The following is a 21,374-nucleotide window of genomic DNA, read 5'->3' as shown; positions in this document are numbered from 1 at the left end:
AATTATCTCTCATGATAGTTTTTTAGTTTGAGACAACTGCCTATGCCAAGACTATGCCAACAGATCCGGCTCCTGTCGCAGGATTTTGTCATACAGCGACTGAAAACTAAACCATCCGATCCGATGAGACCCAATTTGGCTATAGGTTAAACTCGCCGTCTCAGGCTCAATCAGAACCGGATTGCCTGCAGCTTCTGCCATCAACTGTGCCTGGCAAGACCGATCCATGGTGATAAACCACCAGGCAGCTTCATCTACCGTATGGCCAACGGTGAGCAATCCATGATTACGCAGAATCACTGCTTTTCTATCCCCTAAGGTAGCTGCAATGCGTTTACCCTCTTCCGGATCTAGAACTACCCCGGTATAGTCATCAAACAATGCATGATCTTGATAAAATGCACAGGCATCCTGAGTCAGGGGATCAAGCGGTCGTCCCAGGGTGGACCAGCTTTTGCCATAGAGTGAATGGGCATGGGCAGCGGCATTGGCATCCGGTCGCGCCTGGTGGATTTGGGAGTGGATTGCAAACGCCGCCGCATTGACCGACTGATTGCCTTGGACAACCTCACCCTGGTGATTGACCAGCAAGAGATCAGATACGCGAATATGCCCAAAATACATACCAAACGGATTTACCCAAAAGCAATCTGACCACTCAGGATCGCGTACGGTAATGTGTCCAGCCACACCTTCATCAAAACCATAGCGAGCAAACAAACGAAAAGCTGCTGCTAAACGCTGTTGACGGTGGCGACGTTCATCTTCCACATTGTCAAACGTGGGTGGGGTGGGGAAGCTTAAGTCTGACATGGCCTGACTATTACAAGATCACCTTTCCTATTTAAGGGGAATTGGGTGGAATTACCAACCTATCCTCCAAAGAATATTAGAGGGTGCTGGTTTTGCTAATGCGGTACGCAACAGTTTTTTTCTTCATACTTTGTCTCTCTTGGAGCCGAAATAGAGTTAACCCACTCAATTAATATCTCCATGAGCACCAATATTAAACTCCTTCTCTAACAATACTGTCAGGCGTTAATCTTTAGTTTTTTTTAAGCCATGCAAAAAGAAATTTAATTTTTGGCATAAAGCCTCTGTTTACAAGGGTTTACCAATAAAACTGTTTCTTTTTAAAAAGAGGCTTCAGGGTTTTTTCGGACATAACTTTTTTAACGGTTGGGGAATCGTATACACATAAATATTTAATTGATTTCTTGCGATATCAATGCATGACGGCCTCTCACCTAACTACAACTCTCTTGCTTCATAGAGCATCTGATGAGGTCAACAAAACCATCATTTTTAAATTATTTACTTTTAATACATGACAACAAATGAGTAACAGTCCTACTGAACTTCAAAGGATACTTTGTCATGACCCAAGAGCCAGTAATCTCGGGATTTCACGCCCTATCCGATCCAATCCGCATACAGATACTTGAACTGCTCCAGAATGAGGAGCTGTGCGTAAGCGACATGTGTCAGAAACTAGGCATAGCCCAGTCTAGAATATCGTTTCACCTAAAGGCCCTGAAAATTGCTGCCTTGGTTAGCGTACGGCAGCAAGGTCGATGGATGTACTATAGCTTGAACAAAGAGCAGTTTGGTCATCTAGAAGCCTATCTGTCTGGCTACTAAGGCTTGAGTAAAGTCCCTTAATAGTTGTTTAATCCGTGTTCTCGTAGGTGATTCAAACATAGTAAATTTACATCCATCAGTCCTATCTATCCTGGGTATGCCAACAGGTCTCTGACGTTTTAACCGATAGGTGGTTGTTTACAGGTCAGACTGTTTCCCAAAAAATTCATTCGCCCTGCATTCCCTTGAGGTCGTTGCGCGCACTCAAGGGAATTTTTATGTCGCAACAATGCTCTTGCTACTGCTTAAGGGATCAGGATTTAGATCCAAAAATGTTGTCTGCAGAGGCGTTCCATTGATGCGCTACTGAGGGATTTGGCGAAGCCCTCATCATGCTAAAGTCCAACTCCGTCGACATCGTTCACTAGATGAGGTGATTCAGCTTGCCAAATCAGCTGCAAGGCGATTGCAGATTTCTATCAGGGGTCCAAGTTCTACGGTGGTCAGTCGTCCCTGAGCAATCACTTTCTTGCCATTGATAAAGCTATAGTCCACCGCTGGGGGCTGACAAAAGATTAGGGCTGCAACAACGTCGTGGTGACTACCAACAAAGGCAGGCGTATCCAGATTAAAGGCAATAAAGTCAGCAGACATGCCGGGTGCCAGATAGCCAATGTCGTCTCGCCCCAAGACCTGGGCTCCCCCTCGGGTGGCTAACTCCAGGGTTTCACGAGCGGTAATAGCGATCGCAGACTGGTCACGAACTCGGGCCAATAAAAAAGCGGTCCGGGCCTCCTGTAACAGATGACTGGCATCATTTGAGGCGGCTCCATCAACACCGATGCCAACATTGACGCCAGCCGCGCGCATTTTGCGCACTGGGGCAATACCGCTGGCCAGGCGCATGTTGCTACAGGGGCAGTGAGCTACTCCCGTATGGGTGTGGGCAAATTTTTGGATGGCAGCATCGCTGAGCTGAACGCAGTGGGCGTGCCAGACGTCTTTGCCCAGCCAGCCGAGCGACTCGGCGTAGTCACCGGGTCTGAGGCCAAATTTTTCCAGGCTGTAGTCCACATCGCTTTTGTTTTCTGCCAGGTGGGTGTGTAGTCGCACCCCTGGATAGCTACGGGCCAGAGCTGCAGACTCGCGCATGAGATCCGGTGAGACGGAAAAGGGAGAGCAGGGGGCCAACACCAGGCGCAGCATGGAATGACGGCTGTTGTCGTGGTAGGTCTCGATCAGCCGCTGGGAGTCTTTGAGAATATCGGCTTCGGTTTCCACTAGACTATCGGGGGGTAGCCCTCCCTGGCTTTCGCCAACGCTCATGCTGCCACGGCTGGCATGGAACCGCAAACCGATGGCCTGTACACTGCGAATCTCATCGTCAAGGGTACAGTCATTGGGAAATATGTAGAGATGATCGCTGCTGGTGGTACAGCCTGAAAGCATCAGTTCAGCTGCCGCCATCTGGGTGCTGGCGTCGATGGCCTCGCTGGTAAGGTTGGCCCAGATAGGGTAAAGCGTTTGCAGCCAGGTAAATAAATCACAGTCTTGGGCAGCGGGTACAGCCCGAGTCAGGGTTTGGTAAAAGTGGTGGTGGGTGTTAACCAGACCTGGGAGAACAATGTGGCGGTTTTGTAAATCGAGGACTTCATCGACTGCGATCTCACCCATCTCCTGGGTCCGGCCCACCTGCCGAATCACATTATCCTGAACCAGTAGCGCTCCATCTCGAATCTCTCGTCGCTGGTCGTCCATGGTCACCAGCGTATGGATATGTTTAACCAGTAATGTGCTCATACCCCCACTAACTGCCGCGATAAGTGCTATAGGACCAGGGAGAAACTAACAGCGGTACATGATAGTGGGCTGTGGCATCGGCAATGCCAAATCGGATGGGCACCAGGTCTAAAAAAGGCAGCGGGTCTGAAGCACTGGTCTGGGCGGCAAAATAGTCACCGACCCAAAACCGTAATTCATAGATACCAATTGCCATGGCCGCCGCCGCTAACAGAGGGCGATCTGTACGACCATCGCTGTTGGTGATTGTGCTAGCCAGACACTGTTCGCCGTTCTCTGCTAGCCCATAAAGCTCTAGTTTGATACCAGCAGCAGGACAGCCATTTGCTGTATCTAACACATGGGTAGTGAGTTTGCCGGTAGTTGCCTCTGTCATGGTCCGTCATGGTCCGTCATGATTGATCAATGCATGGGACCCAGTAAGATTGTTTGTGCGATCGCAGCCATAATTTTAGTGCCATCTTCTGAGGCCAGCTCAGTGTACCACTGCTGGGTTTTGGTCGGCACTTTTCCATGGGTCATTTCAGCCCGCTTACGGGCCTTGAGAATAATCTGAGCCACTCGCTCCAGCCGCCTGTCCTGATAGCGCTGCAGAGCATCAGCGACGCTGATATTGGTAGTAGCCAAATAGCTGGCCAGTGCCCAGGCATCCTCCATCGCCTGACATCCCCCCTGGCCCAAATCAGGGGCCGTACTGTGGGCTGCATCCCCAATCAGCGCCACTCGACCCTTGACCAAAGCTTTGAGCGGCTCAATGTCATGAATTTCCACCCGGTTGGTTTTGTCAGGATCAAGCTGTTGGATCAGCGTCTGCACCGGCTGCGCCCACCCAGAAAAATGATCTGACAGTTCCTGCCGATAAGTGTCAGGATTATTTTCAGTGCCCTTGGGTAAAGGCACATCCAGAAAGAAGTAAAAGCGATTGTCCCCAACGGGCATCACCGAAGCTCGCTGACCATGAGCAACGTAAATATCCCAGCTGTCAGGTGGAGCTAGCTCATCACTCACAGGCACCAGCCCATTCCAATTGACATAGCCCACATAGCGACGCTCGGTACCATGCCCCAACACATAGCTACGAATGATGGAGTGAGTACCATCGGCCCCCACAACGACATCCCCCGTTGCCCGATGGCCATCGTCAAAAATTGCAGTAGCACTGTTGGCATTCTGCTCAATCGCCACACAGCGTTTATCTAGCTGCACCTGGTCTGCTCCCAACGCCGACAGCAGCATCTGTTGCAAATCAGTGCGAGCGACTGGATAGGGAGCCTGACCAACGCGCTCCACCAGGGGAGAGAGATTAAACCGGGTAAGTACATCGCCAGTTTTGCCATCGTAATAGGCCATCTGTTCCATGAGGCCACCGATGCGAGCAATCTCACTTCCTAACCCCAAACGATTGAGCACCTTCACCCCGTTAGACCAGAGCGAGATGCCAGCCCCCGCCGGGCGCAGCGCTTTAACCCGGTCGTAGACTTCCACATCGTAGCCTGCCTGCCTCATAGCCAGGGCCGTGGTTAAACCGCCCATGCCCGCACCGACAACAATAACTTTAAGATTTTCCATACAGAATCGTTTGGGGTTGGGTTGAGTTGATGAGTTCGCTACGGAAGTGAGTGGTAAGCTTTCAGCACTGGTGAGCATAGCTGCGGAATTGTTACCAAAGTTGTTGACAGACCCAACTCAATCATAGAATGAAACAGGGACAATTTCTAGTCAGTCAATAACAACCGTACTGTCTCTTCTCCAATATTTAGCCTCAACCCTTAGACAGTTTACCGCTGGCTCACGCTAACAGCCCGGATCGATAACATCTGTATACGGAAGAACATTTTTTGTTTGATGGTTGACCTTAAATACTAGTGATAACTACGCAGTGTGCCCGTCAGAGATAACCGTACGATTTGTGAGATCGGCGTTACGCTCCCCATGTCGGACCCCGTTGCTGAGAATGAGGAGAAAATCGGTGAGCGAGCACGAGAGATTTATTCAGTATCCAGACGAAACTGTCGGTGATCTGCCACCAGAGCCCGTGGTTGCCAAGTCCACCGACTTAATCTACGGACTAGAAGCTAAACCACCTTTACGAGAGACTCTATTCGCAGCAGTTCAGCATGTTCTAGCCAGCTTTATTGGCATTATCACCCCCTCTTTAATCATCGGCGGTACTCTCGGTTTAGAACCTGACGACCAAGCGTATCTCATCAGTATGTCGCTGTTTGTTTCAGGCATTGCCACCTTTATTCAGACTCGCCGTATTGGTCCGGTTGGGTCAGGGTTACTCAGCATCCAGGGTACTAGTTTTGCCTTTATTGGTCCGATTATCGGAGCTGGAACAGCGGCCATTGCTGGCGGAGCCACACCTACCGAGGCAATGGGATTAATTTTTGGGATGTGTCTGCTGGGCTCATGTATCGAAATGGTGTTTAGTCAATTTATCGAGACCATTAGCCGAGTCATTACTCCACTGGTGACGGGTACAGTGGTGATGTTGATTGGGCTAACCCTGATTAATGCTGGCGTTCTAGCAATGGGTGGCGGTGCCCTAGCAAGACAAAATCAGACCTATGGCAGTGCTCAAAATATCTTTTTGTCATTTTTGGTATTGGTGATCATTATTGTTCTCAACAGTAGTCGTAATACATTTCTCCGCATGGCATCGATCGCCATTGGTTTGATTGTTGGTTATATTGTTGGCTTATTTATGGGAGTTGTGGATCTGAGCGGGCTAGGGCAAACAGCAGTATTCACTCTGCCAATTCCATTCAAATATGGTTTTGGATTTAATCCAACGGCGTTTATCCCCTTTGCTTTTTTGTATTTAATTACAACCATTGAGTCCATTGGCGATTTAACCGCTACCTCGGTTGTAACCGGACAGCCCATTCAAGGAGAAACCTATTTTCGCCGGATGCGCGGTGGAGTACTGGCAGATGGTCTGAATTCTTTTATCGCCGCTTTGTTTAACACGTTTCCTAATACGACATTTAGCCAAAATAACGGCGTGATCCAGCTTACGGGTATTGGCAGCCGCTATGTGGGGTACTTTATCGCCGTTATTCTTAGCATATTGGGATTATTTCCCATCATCGGTGGTGTGCTACAGGCAATTCCACAACCTGTATTGGGTGGGGCCACGATTATTATGTTTGGTAGTGTTGCCGCTGCTGGCATCAAAATTGTTGCCTCAATTGAGATCGGCAGACGCGAGGCGATTATTTTGGCCACATCTCTGGGATTAGGTTTGGGGGTAGCGTTTGCACCAGACCTGCTGACCGGGTTACCCCCCCTGGCTAAGAATATCTTTGGCTCTGGTATTTCCACCGGAGGTATCTGTGCGCTGGTGTTAAATATCTTGTTACCGGGAGAACGTCGGTGATGGCAATGAAGACGGGGGGGATTGCCTCGGCTGCGCCCATTCATATCCAGAGCACCGTATATATACGGTAGCTGACACAGCAGGGTTAGTAGATTGTGAACGCATCGGTTGTTTGCTTATCATCTGCCGTGCCGACGGCATCATGATTCATGAATATGACTACCCCACCCACCGCTGCACTCCGCAGTGTGCATACCCAAACCTTGCCAGAGTTGTTAACGCAGATCGGTGGGAGTTTGGTGGTATCTACCTATCAAGCAGGCAAATTGATTGTGGTTCGAGCCGATGGCGAGACCTTAAATACTCACTTTCGGATATTTAGTAAACCCATGGGGGTAGCGGTTGATGCGACTCGACTGGCCATTGGCACTAGTAGCCAAATTTGGATTAGTTACAACGTGCCCGCTGCAGCTGCCAAATTAGAACCCGCAGGCAAACATGACGCCTGTTACATCCCCAGACATATCCACACCACTGGTGACATTGATATCCATGAGATGGCCCTGGGCACGGACGGTCTGTGGTTTGTCAATACGCGGTTCTCATGTCTATGTACATTAGATTTTGACCACAGTTTTGTGCCGCGCTGGCGACCGCCTTTTGTTAGCGCCTATGCTCCAGAAGATCGCTGCCACCTGAATGGATTGGGCATGGTGGAGGGTACCCCCCGCTATGTCACAGCGTTAGGACAGACCGATACCCCCGGTGGCTGGCGGCAAAATAAGGCCAATGGTGGTCTGCTCATGGACATTACCGATAACCGCATCATTGCCACTGGTCTGTCGATGCCCCATTCCCCCCGCTGGCATCGGCAGCAGCTGTGGGTGCTGGAGTCGGGTCAAGGCAGCCTGGCCAAGGTGGATATTAACACTGGTAACCTCAGCACCGTAGCGACTCTGCCTGGATTTACTCGGGGGCTAACCTTTTATGGTCCGCTGGCGTTTATTGGCCTCTCCCAGGTGCGAGAAACTGCCACGTTTGGCAGTGTGCCAATCACCGAACAGCCAACCGAGCGAATTTGTGGGGTTTGGGTCGTCAATATAGAAACTGGTCAAACTATAGCCTTTTTGAAGTTTGAAGCTGCAGTCCAGGAAATTTTTGCAGTAGAGCTATTGCTAGGGGCAAAGTTTCCTGAAGTGATCAACGAAGAAAACGAGGTGTTCAAAACCTCCTATGTAATACCTGACGCCGCCCTGGCAGAAGTTGCATTTTCAGCACCCACCATTGATGGTCATTGATGGTTCGCCACCGGCTATGGGGTAAGGTATTGAGCAGTTCCATGGGCTAGCATTCATGAGCCCGCCACACCATAGATCAAGCATCCCTACGTAAATACTCCTGGATTTTTCTAGCATCCATGTAAACATGGCTAAAGGTGCTGCTCCCTGCTATGAATGCCTCGTCCCCTAAATCCGATGATTGCTCACTCAACACCCAATCGCCTGAACAGCTTGTTGCAGAAAATAGGCAACTGCATGAGGCACTGGCTTTAGCCGAGAGCGAACGCGATAACCTTGAGGCATTGATCAGCATTGTGACTGAACATTCCACTGTGCTGGAGAATTCTCTCAACCAGCAAAAGCGGGAAATGGCCAGCTATATTGAGCAGGTAAAAATTGTTACTTCAGCAGCAGCGGCAGTCCAAAAAGATATATTCACCTCAGAGCAATTGGCCACCGTTGCCGATCGTACTGATGAGCTGGGGAATCTAGCCAAGGTATTTACAGAAACCGTGTTAGCCGTCAAAAGCCATGAGCAGACCCTGATTAAAACCAACCAGCATTTGGAACACCTGCTGCAGGCCTATAGCCGGTTTGTCCCCCAGGAGCTGCTGCATTTTTTGCAAAAAGAGAGCGTGATTGACTTGCGGCTAGGGGATCACGTTAGCAAGGAAATGGCAATTTTATTTTCCGACATTCGCGGTTTTACCACCCTGGCCGAAACCATGACACCGCAGGAAAATTTTAACTTTATCAACACGTATTTGGGCTATGTGAGTCCCGAAATCGCCAACCACAATGGTCTAATTATGAAATACATGGGAGATGGCTTAATGGCCGTCTTTCCCGATGGCGTGGATGATGCGCTGCAGGCCTGTATTGCCCAAGCCCAACGGCTACGCGACTACAATCGACACCGCCATACCAACGGGCAAGCCCCTTTGAGTGTGGGCATGGGCATTCATGTCGGCCGCATGATGGTCGGTATTGTTGGTGAGAGTCATCGGATGCAGGGAGATGCCCTGTCTGACAATGTTAATCTGACCGCTCGGCTGGAGGGATTAACCAAATACTATGGGGTGCAGCTGTTGGTTTCAGAAGATGTGCTGCAAAAGCTGGCGGATCGCGATCGCTACCCAGTGCGGCTGATTGATCGAGCCATCGTCAAAGGGCGACACACACCCATCACCGTATACGAAGTACTCGACGCTGAAGACGATACCCTACGGGCCACCAAGCTCAAAACCTTACCCGCCTATTTAGAAGCCCTGGATTTTTATCAACGCGGACAGCTGCACCAGGCCCAAAGCTGTTTTGAGCACGTCTACCAGGCCAACCCCACCGACAAAACGGTTCAGCTTTATCTAGAACGATTACAGCTATTGCAGCTCCAGGGACTGCCCCATGACTGGCAAGGTATTTGGGAATTTACCCAAAAGTGAAGATCTCCTTTTGCCCCTGCCTGGAAGCCCACTCCCCAGCATCAAATTGCTATCCTTTGAGCAGAAATAATTACAATCAAAGTCCGTCTGCCCCCACGCTATGGTTATATACCGCTGGTGGGTTACACAAGACGAGTTGGCATCATGAGAGTTCTAGATAAACGGCGCTGGATAACAGTATTGCTCTTTGGGTTGGCGATCTTACTCTCAGTGGGGGTTTGGCTAGATCGTGGCAGTAGCGGCCCCAAAACGGCACTGGCGGCTAAGGTCAACTTGTGGGCCGATCGGCAGGTCGCCGCTGCCCTGCGTTCAGGATTTGAGCAAGCTGAACAGGCAACGGACCTAGCCCAAACTGCTAGATCGGTGGAGCAGTGGGATGAGGTAGTAGAGGCCTGGATCAGTGCGATCGCAACACTCCAAACGATTCCTGCCAACAGTCCAGAACGGTTTTTTGCTCAACGTAAACAGCGAGAATTCTTAGAAAATCTAGCACTGGCCCAACAGCAGGCCAATCGACTCAGCTGGCCTAACGTCTTCCCCAGTTTGGGTAGCCCAATTCTAGATGAGCAGCTGCGGCTTTATCTCAGCTATCTCGCCACATTTGGCCCACCCGACATATTAATTGTAGGCAGCTCGCGAGCCCTGCAGGGCCTCGACCCACAACCCTTGCAAACCCTATTAAATGCCCAGGGATATCCAGTGCGGGTGTACAACTTCAGCATCAATGGAGCCACAGCCCAGGTGATGAACTTTGTGCTGCAGCGGCTATTGACCCCCGAGCAGTTACCCAAGCTGGTGATCTGGGGCGATGGGTCGCGGGCGTTTAACAGCCGCCGGTTAGATGCCACATTTGCCAGCATTCTCGATTCACCAGGGTATCAGGCAGTCCTGGCAGGAGAACGCCCTGGTTTTGCTGACCGTGCGCCACTCCCCAAGCTACCCAGTACGATCAATGCCTATGGATTTTTGCCCGTGTTAGCTGAATTTGATCCAGTCGTTTTTTATCAAACCTTTCCTCGGGTTAGTGGTCGTTATGATGCGTTTTATAATCCCTTTGGCCTGACAGGGCTGCAGCTGGGGTCGTTGCGATCGCTAGTAAACTACCTCAAAAGCCAAAATGTCGACTTAGTTTACGTCCATCTTCCCCTCAGCAGTGACTACTTAGATGACTATCGCCTCCCCCTAGACCGACAATTTCAACAGTTTTTACAAACCCAAAGCCAGCGTCTCGGGTTTGTCGTGATTGACTTACTATCCCAATGGGTCAATCAAGATAGCTTTTTTGCCGACCCCAGTCATCTCAACCAAAAAGGAGCCACCGCCACTGTGCAACAAGTCGCCCGCAACCCTTTACTGCTTGAAAAACTCAACGCCCTAGAATAAGGCTCCGAGCGTTCCATAACAACCTGAATCAATCAACACACCATTACCACTGCCGGTGCCATTCTGTTGACCACCCGTTGTGATCTTGTCCGCATCTACCAAAATAACAATCATCTCACTGTTCAACATTGGCATATCTCTATCCAATTTAAACAAAATCCTTAAATCTAGTCCAGATACCCTGAGGATTGCCCCCCCGGGGTATTGTTGTCAGCTTGGACAGTGCTCATAATTGGGCGTTATTCTCCTCACCCCCGAGAGATTGCCCTATGAGTTATCAAACGTCTAAAATTTTTACAGCTATCGGTTTACTGGCTGTCGTTGGCGTCATTGGTTGTAGTCAAGAATCAGTCCCGGTTGCCGAAGCAGGCACTTTAAGCATTGAAGCCAACGGTGAAGATTTTGTCCGTCAGGGATTTACCACCAAAGATGGCTGGCAGATCAGTTTTGACCATGTCTATGTAACCCTGGATAGTGTCAAAGCCTATCAAACCGAGCCACCATTTGATCCACAGCAAAGTGACACCCTCAACGCCAAGACAGAAGTTAGCCTTGATCAGCCGACTACCATTGACCTGGCTGTAGGTAGTGAGCCCATCGAAGTTGGCAAGCTAGATGCCCCCGCCGGTCGATACAACGCCCTCTCCTGGCAAATGGTTGCGGCCCTCAGCGGTGCCGCCCAGGGCTATCCAATCATGATGGTTGGCTCAGCCAGCAAAGATGGAGAAACCATCGATTTCTCTCTCAAACTCTCAGAAGAGCTAAGTTTTACCTGCGGCGATTTTATTGGCGATGAACGCAAAGGATTTGTCAACAGTGGCGAGAGTGCTGACGTAGAAGCCACATTCCATTTTGATCATTTATTTGGTGATGCAGAGGCTCCGGCTGAAGATGCTATTAATACGGGAGCCTTGGGCTTTGACCCCCTGGCAGTCCTGGCAGAAAATGGTCAGCTAGATATCGACAGTGCAGCCTTAAAGACAAGACTCTCCGATGCAGACCATCAGAAGCTAATGGAGATTTTACCAAGCTTGGGTCATGTGGGTGAAGGGCACTGCGAAGAAACAACACTAACCACTTCTTCTTAACCGCACTACCACCCTTCTTTACCAAAAAAATCATATAGCAAGACAGCTGGTAAAGGATTCATCGGTTATCCAGTCCCCTAGCCTGCCAGATTTGGGGCTACCGTATATACATAAGTCGGAGAATAGCTCTTGAGTTCAAGCCCTAATCCCAAACCCTTCTCCCTGGCGGGCTACCGTGTATACACAAGTCGGAGAGTAGCTCCAATTTCCGAGCCCTCATCCCCCAACCCCTTCTCCCCCAGGGAGAAGGGGTTGGGGGATGAGGGCCAATTCAAGGTATGAAGCACCTTTCAAAGCACTATCTTCTAGATGTGTATAAACAATAGAAATTTGAGGGGAGGGGGACAAGACTTAAAAGCTTGACACAACACTAAACGGGCTCAGAACCATTAAGCAGCAATAGTTACTTGGCCTGAGTGCTAGCAACAATCTCCTAAACTCCACGCAACAGTTTTTGAAATGTGGAAAACCCGCGCGAACCTATAGCTGTATGGTCAGGCACCATAACCTGAGAAAACATTGTATAAGGACGCTAGGGTGTTCCTATCTCAGTGCAACGTATTTAACTGACTACATTGTCAAGCTGGTTTTTCCCTGCTTTTATCCTTTAAATCACAGACTTACCAATTTTGCAACAGGAGTTTGTATTTGTTTACTCAAGCCTGATAAAGCTCTATCAGCAGGCATGAAGGCTTCTTCAAAGTAGTGATAGTGACCGGGTCAGATAATGTGAAATTTGCTAGCATAGCCCCAAAACTAAATATTTTTTAGATATTACTCATGCCGAGGACCATCCTTATTTAAGTTACTGAGCTTACTCGATAATCCTTCAAAACTAATTGGCTATTGAAATACAGTCTTACCGTCTAAGCTCATGGCAAGCTTGAACTATTATTATGGCGTGCTTTGTTTAGAGCCCGGCAGCACCAAAGAAGATATCAAACGAGCCTATCGAAAATTAGCCCAGCAGTGGCATCCAGACAAATTTTCAAATCAACCCGAGCAGCTCCAACAAGCCCGAGAAAAGTTTGAGCTCATCAAGGAAGCCTATGACACGCTCATTCAGCTCTCCGAGCCAACCAACTTTGGCACCAGAATCTCAGTACGTCCCCCCAGTGCTGAAGAGCATTATGAAATAGGGATCGCCTATCTACAGACCGGAAAACATAAACAGGCTATCGAAAGCTTTACCCAGGCGATCCGCAAACGTCCCCATTATTTGCAAGCCTATCAAGCTCGCGCCTTTACCCTAGAACAGCTAGGCCTAGATCTACAAGCCAAAGCCGACTTTAAGAAAGTAGCTGAGCTAAAACGCCATACCCCATCCTCTGTTGACAATTCTCTGACTGAGGCTGAAATGGTCTTTCAACAAGGACTAGCACAGTTTAAAGCTCGAAAATATGGAGCAGCCATTGAGCATTTTACAACTGTTATTCAGCTCAATCCTAATCATATAGATGCCTATCGCTATCGTAGTCAAGCCTATTTCCGTCGAGGCTATGACGACCGGGCCGATGCAGACTTCAGACGCATGCGAGATTTAGAACAGCGAACCTCAGCCCCGAGACAATCGTCGGCTCAGGTACGGTCTCGTTCTCCGAGGTGGCAATGTCTCCATACCCTATCTCGTCATACTGCAGTTGTTTCTGCTGTGGCCCTGACCAGAGATGGGAAAAAGCTGGTCACTGGCAGCTACGACCAAACCCTACGGATTTGGAGCGTCAAAACCGGCAGTTTATTAAGAACCCTGAGTGACCATAGTAAGGAGATTTATTGTATAGCCATCAGCGGGGATGGAAAATTAATCGCCAGCGGCGGTACAGATCGAACCATTCAACTTTGGGATCTACGGACGGGAGACTTAGTACGCTCGTTGGGTAATTTGATCCTGGGACATGCAGATACGGTTACAGCGCTAGCCTTTAGCCCCAACAATCAGTTTTTAGTCAGCACCAGCCAGGATAAGACAGTGCGGCTCTGGTCATTAAAGTCTGGCAAAGAGGGTTATACTCTCAAAGACAATCCAGCAGCGATTCTAGCGTTAGCTATGAGCTGGGATGGGAAATCTTTTGTCTATGGCGGTAAGGGAAATCTGCTCAGCCTGCGTCATACTAAGACTGGTAAGGTAATTCGCTCGTTTTCGGCTAACCCGACTAGAGCTGTGGCCCTTAGTCGACAGGGTTCTCTCTTAGCAGTCGGCAGTGGGGCTGAGATTGTTATGTGGAATCGTCAATATCAGAAAAAACTATTTGAACTCAGGGGTCATGCTGAGACGGTGAGTTCTTTGGCTTTTAGCGCTGATGGTCAGATATTGGTGAGTGGCAGTTATGATCACACTGTTAAGATCTGGCATGTAAGCACTGGGAAAATTATTGATACCCTGGTTGGGCATCAGGCTGGTGTTTATTCTGTTGCTTATAGTCTGGATGGGAAGTTGATTGTCAGCGGTAGTGCTGATCATACGGTGAAGGTTTGGCAGCTGAGCTAATAAGGTCAGATAGCCTGATAAGGTGACACGCAGATTTGGTGGTGGCTAGAGCGATCGCATGTGCGATCGCTCTAGCCCTAGCTCTAGATAATTTTTACCTTCTTGGTCAAAATTGCCATCACTTCATTGGGGCGTCCGGTGGGTAGCGGACGGCTCCAGTCGTTGGGGTCAGTATAGTTGAGTTTATGCAACAGCTTGATGGTGGTCTGGACAAAGTGCAAACTCCCTAGCAGCAGATGCCGTCCCGTTTCGTAGGAAGATTCTGGTAGCGAGGCAGACAGATTGGTGAGCGCTGACGCGCTCTGATTTGAATTTTGAAACATGGGTTCTGGTTCTCCAGAGATAGGACAAGGAAAGCCAGAACCTAAGTCCTCAGCCCCCGCAAAATGTGTGGCAAATCGCAGAGGTTGAGGCATAATAACCCCATCCCAAGGATTGCTAGGTAATCCGCGGGTAGCCATCGGTTAGGTGTCGCTAGCACCTGCCGATGGTGCTAAGTATTAGGTTCTAGTAGAACAGCTGCACTGGCAGCATTGAGTCACTTTAGAACGGTAGCCAGACTTTCGTCAAGCGGGCTGTTATGGATTGCATAGCTCCAGCGTCAGAGTCTTGGAAGAACAGGTTTAACCGCAAAAAATCATTTCACAGCTCAATCACTTAAAACGACGGAAGTAATTTAAAACCTCGCGTTGCGCTGCGCTGCGCTGTTGCTATTCTCAGCTGAATTAATCATCCTTCAGATATTTTTCAGTTTACAGTCAGATGCCATTCAGCTACCTCTGGCATCTTGATTATTCAGATGGGGATAGACCTGTATAGGCTGCCTCAATACAACAAAAGACAATTTCAGTCCTATAAATTCTCCTATTTTTATTGAGAAGTCCTCACATGGTGTCAAAAACAAAAGTTGAAACTGTTGCCGTTGCCTGCCTGAATCTCAAGATTTTCTACAGTAAGGCCGAAGCATTAGTTACAGACTTTAATAATCTCTACCCTCAGTACGACTACGAAAGCCTGGTCCAATGGATCTTAGCGGGCGATGTAACGTATGTAGATCAGAAGCTTAAGCTGGCTCCCTACGTTACCCCAGAAGCGTTAGAACAGCTCGTTACCCAGATGAGAAGCAGCAGTGCCGGAATATCGATTAAAGACCGTCGCTATAAGCTCAAGGTATATCCAAAGTGCTTTATTGGCAATGAAGCCGTCGATTGGCTAATAAATAACGCTAACCTCACGCCGCACGAAGCTATCCGCGTGGGACAACGTATGTTAGAACGCCACATTATTCATCATGTGCTCGATGAACAAGATTTTGAAAACAACCACTTTTTCTATCGCTTCTATGTAGATGAATAGCCCAGGGGATGTACTTGGCCCACTTCGTCAGGTTCACCTCGCCTATGTGAATTAGCGCGACGACCATCCATAGACAGGTCGTTAGGTGGGTCAGATGTGTCCAGTTTCTGCCTTGACCCACCTAAGCTTTCAGGGCATCGTAGAGACGGGATTTTTTTTTACAGTATTTCTATGATTTGAGTGGTATCTAATTGCTGAACACACCTAGACAGTTTTGAACCTTGAGGCTGAGATTTTGGATTACTGTGGGTTGGCCAGTATTCATGTTATGAATCACTATTGGTATTTTCTTCTGATGATAACTGTTTAGTGTCTTGCCCACGCAATAATGGCAAGCGCTTGTAGGCTTCAATGATTAAGGTGACGAATTTTTCTTCGCTGAAGCGCTCGTCTTGCATAAGCTGGAATGCGCCAATAACACCAATAGAAAGTAGAGCGCCAATGATAACAATAGGCAAAATATACCAAGGTACGAGACGACTGACAATGGCAAACAGAGCTGTAACAATAAATAATACGAACAAATAGAATAGACCCGACCCCCAAGGAGTATGAGAGCGTGCTAAAGGAGTTGTCTGTAGATTTGGGATAGGTGCAGGAGGCGGAAACCTCTGCTCTAGTTCTTTGCGAGATTCTTGACGTTCTTCTCGATTTTGACTACTTTCTATTCCTTCAAGTAAGTCGCGAACGCGAACTTTTTGGCGAAGACCAGAGGGTACGAAGTCTTCCACACCCATTTCTTCCATGTCGAGTAGGTTTTTGTAGTCCACTAGAACATTAGGATTGCTAGGTAAGGGAACTTTTTCGTCTACTTCTAGGCCAGGTATGCTGCTGTGAATGTAGTCAAACTGATCGCGAATACTTTCTAGTAGGATACGTCGAGTGCTTTGGTTTCCACTAACCCAGACAAACATTTTTCGATCTTCCTTGTCGGCTTTGACGAGGGCTTTATTGACGCCTTTAGTAAGAACTACACCATTTCGCCAGTAGGTGCGTTTAGAGATGAGTTGATTCATACGGACAATGAATCGTGAGATAACACTACCAGGAAGAATATTATAATGATACTGAAAGGGGAGAATATCATTCCAATCGCCGGTTTCAGGTTCTTCTTTGCTAAGAAGATCGGGTAGGAGATAATTTTTGTCCTCGTAGCCTTCAAGAGGAAAGCACAGTTCAAACTTGCGCATGATGTCAAGGATGAACAGATGTTTGTCAGCAGGGTATTTTTTTTTATCCAGGATACGATGGAGCATAGAGCGCTCCAAAATTCCCTTATGCTCGGTCATGAGAGCATTATCATTAAGAATAGAGTAAACACCATTAGTTACCCACTCTGGGTTAAGAATATTGTCTTGCTTAAGGCGAGGATCATCACTAAAGTTAAGTGCGATACCCAGATCATGAAGAAAGCCAACCAGAGTTTTCTGATTTTGTTCTTGGGTGATGTTTTGAGATTGGCAAATATGTTGGTATTGGTGATATTCGATATAGTCGGCATCGAGTTTCTCTAGCTGGTCTTTCACAGCAAACCAAGAAGCAGGAAGGCTGTCAAAGACGTGGGGCTGGTTGGCAATTTGCTGTTGAATTTCACGCTTGAGTTTTTCAATACCCTTGTGTTTAAGGTTGCTACAGGAAGTCTCAATAAATCTAACTATATTGGGATACTTTTTCTTAAGGCCACGCCGATCAATATCGAGGGGTTTTTGATCAACCTGGTTTCCAACAATAATTACGGGAGAGTTATCACTAAAGCTGCGAATAATTTTGAGCCAGTATTCAATACGATTGGCATCTTCATCTTGACGAGCACTAAGAATAAGCAAATAAAGGCTACGCTTGGTAAGGAAAAACTGATGGGTAGCGTGCATGATTTCCTGACCACCAAAGTCCCACACGTTAAGCTTGACTTGTTGATTTTTAGCTGTCACTATCCAATCACGAATGTTGATACCTTCAGTCATACGCTCACTGGCATCAAAGGTCCCGTCAATAAGCCGTTTTGCCAAAGACGTTTTACCAACCTTAGCTTCACCTACGAAAAGAACCTTAGCTTCATTAAGCTGGCGAGAGGATTCTTCACTATTTTGTAGATAATAGTTGATGATTATGGCAGGCACATCAACTTTACTGACAATTTCAGGAGGAATGGATAAATGAGGATTCTTCCTGAGGTAGAACCGAGATAAGTTCGTGAGTTGGGCGATTTCTTCCGGTAAACTTCTCAATTGATTTGAACTTAGATCGAGCTGAGATAAATTCTTAAGTTGCCCAATTTCGGCAGGTACGCTATCCAGCTGGTTTGCGCGGATGTAAAGTACGGATAAATTAGTGAGTTGGGCGATTTCCTTAGCCAAGCTGCTTAGTTGGTTTACACTCAGATCCAGCCAAGCTAAATCAGTAAGTTGTCCAATTTCGACTGGCAGACTATTCAATTGATTTGCTCTAAGATCAAGCTCACACAATTTGGCCAGTTGAGCAATTTCTGTAGGTAAACTACTCAGTTGGTTTGCACTCAAATTGAGTACTAATAGGTTGATAAGCTGAGCAATTTCTGTGGGTAAACTACTCAGTTGGTTTGCACTCAGGTCAAGTTCCCATAGACTAATGAGCTGAGCAATTTCTGCAGGTAGACTCTTGAATTGATTTGCTCTTAAATCGAGAATTGATAAATTCTTAAGTTTGGTGATTTCTGGAGGTAGGCCATCCAAATTGTTTGCTTTGAGATCCAGCTCCCATAATTTAGTCAGTTCTCCGATTTCTGGAGGTAGGCTATCCAACTGGTTCGCACTGAGATCAAGCCAGGGTAAGTTGGTGAGTTGACTTATTGCAGCTGGGAAATAGCCCAGTTGGTTAGCTCTAAGGTAAAGCCAAGATAATTCGACTAGCTGACCGATTTCAGTAGGTAGACTGGTTAGTTGATTCGCGCTGAGATCTAACCAAGCTAAATTCGTAAGTTGCCCAATTTCGGCAGGTAGCCTACTCAGTTGATTTGCGCGTAGGGCGAACCGAGATAGATTTGTAAGTTGTCCAATTTCGGCAGGCAGGTAGCTCAATTGGTTCTCACTCAGATAGAGCTGAGATAATTTGGTAAGTTGTGTAAGTTCAACCGGTAAACTATGCAGTTGATTCTTACTGAGATCGAGCGCTGATAAATTGCTGAGTTGTCCAATCTCAGCGGGCAACTCACTCAAACCATATCCAGAGAGATCGAGTTTTGTTGTTCTGGTCCTAGCTGCTGTCTCGATAACCTTCAGAAGCTGATCTTTTGTCATTGGCATCGTCTTTATCACCTCCTTTAGTTAAGGGGTTCAAATCATCTACTTTCTTCGTTTTGAGCGACTAAACTTTGCTTGCAAATCTGCCAAACTAGCCGACTTTGGTGTTGCTTTCTCCACCGCCTGCTTCTTACTCGGTCTCGGTGCCGCCTTCCCACCACCCCCATCAACTGCTTTTATACTCAGCCCAATTCGCTTTAACTCTTTATTCACTTCCATCACTTTCACCTTCACCACCTGACCCACCTGCACAATCTCCTTCGGGTCTTTCACAAATCGATTCGCCAGCTGAGAAATATGCACCAGCCCATCCTGATGCACGCCAATATCCACAAAGGCCCCAAAGTTCGCCACGTTGGTAATCACGCCCTCTAACACCATGCCTTCCTTCAGGTCTGAAATCTCATTTACCCCCTCTTGGAAGTTGGCATAGGTAAACTCTGCTCGCGGATCTCGTCCTGGCTTCTCTAGCTCTTCAACAATGTCTCGCAGCGTCGGCAGTCCCACCGCCTCGGTGACATACCGCTGCAGGTCCAAATTGGCTAAATTTAGCTCACTTAGCCCCGCTTTCACATCCACGCCTTTGTCTTTCAAAATTGTGGTGGCCGTGTCATAACTCTCTGGATGCACGGCGGTATTGTCCAACGGGTTCTTACCGTCACGAATGCGTAAAAAGCCCGCACATTGCTCATAGGCTTTTGGCCCTAGTTTTGCCACTTTCAACAACTGTCGTCGGCTATTAAATGCACCATTCTCATTACGGTAGGCAACAATATTGTTAGCAATGGCAGAACTCACCCCCGACACATAGGTGAGTAATTCGCGGGACGCAATGTTTAAATCTACACCGACATAGTTCACGCAGCTTTCTACCGTGGCATCGAGCTTTTGTTTGAGTAGCTTCTGGTCCACATCGTGCTGATACTGACCTACACCAATGGACTTGGGTTCAATTTTTACTAGCTCTGCTAGGGGGTCCTGCAGTCGTCGGGCAATGCTTATGGCTCCGCGCACGGTGATATCCAGGTCTGGAAATTCTGCGATCGCAACCTCACTGGCTGAATAAATCGACGCCCCCGACTCATTCACCATCACCTTAATCGGCTTTGGATCTAGCTCCCGAATCACTTCCGCAACAAACCCATCAGTCTCTCGGCTGGCGGTACCATTACCAATAGCAATCAGCTGAATATTGTGTCGAGCAATCATCTCCGAGAGAATCTTGGCCGCACTCTCCTGTTTGCCCGTATGGGGAAAAATCGCTTTATATTCTAAAAATTTGCCAGTGCCATCAATGGCGGCGACCTTACAGCCTGTGCGGAATCCTGGATCTACGCCTAAGGTGGGTTTCATCCCAGCTGGAGCGGCTAACAACAGATTTTTGATATTGACGGCAAAGGTGTCGATGGATTCGCTATCGGCCCAGGCTTTTTTCTCGGCAATCACCTCATTGGTGAGGGAATTTTTCATCAGCCGTGAGAAGGTGTCTTTAATTAGGGTCTGGTAAAACTCTCTTATGTTGGCTTGTTTGGTGCGAATCTGATTGCGTTCTAGATGGTCGAGAATGGTGTCTTCATCACCAGTGAGGTTAACTTTAAGAATGCCTTCTTTGTCGCCGCGCAACAGGGCGAGTAAATTGTGGGGAGCCAGCTTTGCGATCGCACATTCATACTTGCGATACATCTCATACTTGGTGCTGCCTTCGGGATAGTCTGGCTTAATCTTGGAGCTAAAGACCCCCGTTTTTAGTAACGTCTGTCGTACATAGGCCCGCAGGTCTGACTGCTCAGCAATTCCCTCTGCCAGAATGTCGGCGGCTCCCTGTAAAGCGGCTGCCGCATCGGGCACCTCATCCGTAACAAAGCCGGTGGCCAATTCTTCTAGGGATTTCACCGCTGCCCCCGACTGGTTTAGCTGGGCGATTTGCTGGGCCAGGGGTTCGAGACCTTTTTCACGGGCCACCGTAGCACGGGTGCGACGTTTGGGGCGATAGGGTAAATAGAGGTCTTCTAGTTCGGTTTTGCTGGTGCAACGGGTAATGCGATCGCGGAGCTCGTCGGTGAGCTTGCCCTGGCTGTCAATGGACTCCAGTACCGTCTGTTTACGGTTGGTTAGCTCTGTGAGATAGGCGAACTGCTCCTCAATCTGCCGCAGCTGGCGTTCATCTAGCTCCCCCGTTTTTTCCTTACGATAGCGGGCGATAAACGGCACTGTCGCCCCCGTTTCCAGCAGTTCTAACGCCGCCTCTACTTGAGCCGGTCGAACAGACAGATCCTTGGCGATAACAGGCGCAAACTGCATAGAGCGTTCCTATAAAACAAGCAGCCATGATTATAGCTAAGGAGTCCTTGCCCCC

Annotated in this window: 16 protein-coding genes; 8 read left to right on the top strand and 8 right to left on the bottom strand. The window is 48.3% G+C overall.

Going from position 1 to position 21,374, the window contains the following annotated elements:
* Positions 1-51 precede the first annotated feature (51 nt).
* The gene (locus N836_RS58935) at positions 52-813 is read right to left on the bottom strand and encodes a class II aldolase/adducin family protein (RefSeq protein WP_023074224.1); all 762 of its coding nucleotides are present in this window, start codon (positions 811-813) and stop codon (positions 52-54) included.
* Between the two features lie 564 nt (positions 814-1,377).
* On the opposite strand from N836_RS58935, the gene N836_RS58930 reads away from it, so the two are divergent.
* A complete protein-coding gene (locus N836_RS58930; protein ID WP_023074223.1) occupies positions 1,378-1,641 on the top strand; it encodes an ArsR/SmtB family transcription factor in 264 nt (87 codons plus the stop codon).
* A gap of 378 nt (positions 1,642-2,019) precedes the next feature.
* Here the strand turns inward: N836_RS58930 and N836_RS58925 are convergent, their stop codons facing one another.
* Genes N836_RS58925 through hpxO form a run of 3 tightly spaced genes read right to left on the bottom strand, consistent with a single transcriptional unit; the run spans position 2,020 to position 4,950 of the window.
* On the bottom strand, positions 2,020-3,381 hold the full coding sequence (locus tag N836_RS58925; protein ID WP_023074222.1) for an 8-oxoguanine deaminase: 1,362 nt from the start codon (positions 3,379-3,381) through the stop codon (positions 2,020-2,022).
* A gap of 7 nt (positions 3,382-3,388) precedes the next feature.
* A complete protein-coding gene (uraH, locus tag N836_RS58920; protein ID WP_023074221.1) occupies positions 3,389-3,757 on the bottom strand; it encodes a hydroxyisourate hydrolase in 369 nt (122 codons plus the stop codon).
* Between the two features lie 26 nt (positions 3,758-3,783).
* Entirely contained in the window at positions 3,784-4,950 is a 1,167-nt protein-coding gene (hpxO, locus tag N836_RS58915) for an FAD-dependent urate hydroxylase HpxO (RefSeq protein ID WP_023074220.1), read from the bottom strand.
* A 400-nt stretch (positions 4,951-5,350) separates the two neighbouring features.
* Here hpxO and N836_RS58910 point away from each other — a divergent pair, with 400 nt between their 5' ends.
* The 4 genes from N836_RS58910 to N836_RS58895 all read left to right on the top strand — a co-directional run bounded on the left by N836_RS58910 (position 5,351) and on the right by N836_RS58895 (position 10,808).
* Positions 5,351-6,763, top strand: a complete 1,413-nt coding sequence (locus tag N836_RS58910; RefSeq protein ID WP_023074219.1) for a uracil-xanthine permease family protein — start codon at positions 5,351-5,353, stop codon at positions 6,761-6,763.
* A gap of 149 nt (positions 6,764-6,912) precedes the next feature.
* Complete coding sequence (locus N836_RS58905) at positions 6,913-8,001, top strand: TIGR03032 family protein (RefSeq protein WP_036053869.1); 1,089 nt, start codon at positions 6,913-6,915, stop codon at positions 7,999-8,001.
* Between the two features lie 152 nt (positions 8,002-8,153).
* The gene (locus N836_RS58900; protein ID WP_023074217.1) at positions 8,154-9,425 is read left to right on the top strand and encodes an adenylate/guanylate cyclase domain-containing protein; all 1,272 of its coding nucleotides are present in this window, start codon (positions 8,154-8,156) and stop codon (positions 9,423-9,425) included.
* 144 nt (positions 9,426-9,569) lie between these two features.
* Entirely contained in the window at positions 9,570-10,808 is a 1,239-nt protein-coding gene (locus N836_RS58895; RefSeq protein WP_023074216.1) for a hypothetical protein, read from the top strand.
* Here N836_RS58895 and N836_RS76630 read toward each other — a convergent pair.
* Positions 10,800-10,943: a hypothetical protein gene (locus tag N836_RS76630; RefSeq protein ID WP_161634999.1), complete on the bottom strand. Its 144-nt coding sequence runs from the start codon at positions 10,941-10,943 to the stop codon at positions 10,800-10,802. The two genes, N836_RS58895 and N836_RS76630, sit on opposite strands and share 9 nt — an antisense overlap.
* 134 nt (positions 10,944-11,077) lie before the next feature.
* On the opposite strand from N836_RS76630, the gene N836_RS58890 reads away from it, so the two are divergent.
* Both N836_RS58890 and N836_RS73565 read left to right on the top strand, forming a co-directional pair.
* Positions 11,078-11,896: a hypothetical protein gene (locus N836_RS58890; RefSeq protein ID WP_023074214.1), complete on the top strand. Its 819-nt coding sequence runs from the start codon at positions 11,078-11,080 to the stop codon at positions 11,894-11,896.
* Between the two features lie 874 nt (positions 11,897-12,770).
* A complete protein-coding gene (locus N836_RS73565; protein ID WP_023074213.1) occupies positions 12,771-14,384 on the top strand; it encodes a DnaJ domain-containing protein in 1,614 nt (537 codons plus the stop codon).
* Between the two features lie 83 nt (positions 14,385-14,467).
* Here N836_RS73565 and N836_RS77620 read toward each other — a convergent pair whose 3' ends face one another.
* On the bottom strand, positions 14,468-14,845 hold the full coding sequence (locus tag N836_RS77620) for a hypothetical protein (protein ID WP_023074212.1): 378 nt from the start codon (positions 14,843-14,845) through the stop codon (positions 14,468-14,470).
* Between the two features lie 427 nt (positions 14,846-15,272).
* On the opposite strand from N836_RS77620, the gene N836_RS73560 reads away from it, so the two are divergent.
* A complete protein-coding gene (locus N836_RS73560) occupies positions 15,273-15,740 on the top strand; it encodes a DEP domain-containing protein (RefSeq protein ID WP_023074211.1) in 468 nt (155 codons plus the stop codon).
* Between the two features lie 266 nt (positions 15,741-16,006).
* Here N836_RS73560 and N836_RS58885 read toward each other — a convergent pair whose 3' ends face one another.
* Both N836_RS58885 and N836_RS58880 read right to left on the bottom strand, forming a co-directional pair.
* Positions 16,007-19,021 carry a leucine-rich repeat domain-containing protein gene (locus N836_RS58885; RefSeq protein ID WP_051394619.1) on the bottom strand — a complete coding sequence of 1,005 codons (3,015 nt, stop codon included), beginning with the start codon at positions 19,019-19,021 and terminating at the stop codon, positions 16,007-16,009.
* A 39-nt stretch (positions 19,022-19,060) separates the two neighbouring features.
* A complete protein-coding gene (locus N836_RS58880) occupies positions 19,061-21,319 on the bottom strand; it encodes a Tex family protein (protein ID WP_023074209.1) in 2,259 nt (752 codons plus the stop codon).
* Positions 21,320-21,374: the final 55 nt, after the last annotated feature.

Origin of the sequence: Leptolyngbya sp. Heron Island J (assembly GCF_000482245.1) — a bacterium.
Taxonomy (GTDB): domain Bacteria; phylum Cyanobacteriota; class Cyanobacteriia; order Phormidesmidales; family Phormidesmidaceae; genus Leptothoe.
The sequence above is the reverse complement of the archived record's forward strand: the minus strand, read 5'-3'. Positions and strand labels throughout refer to the sequence as shown.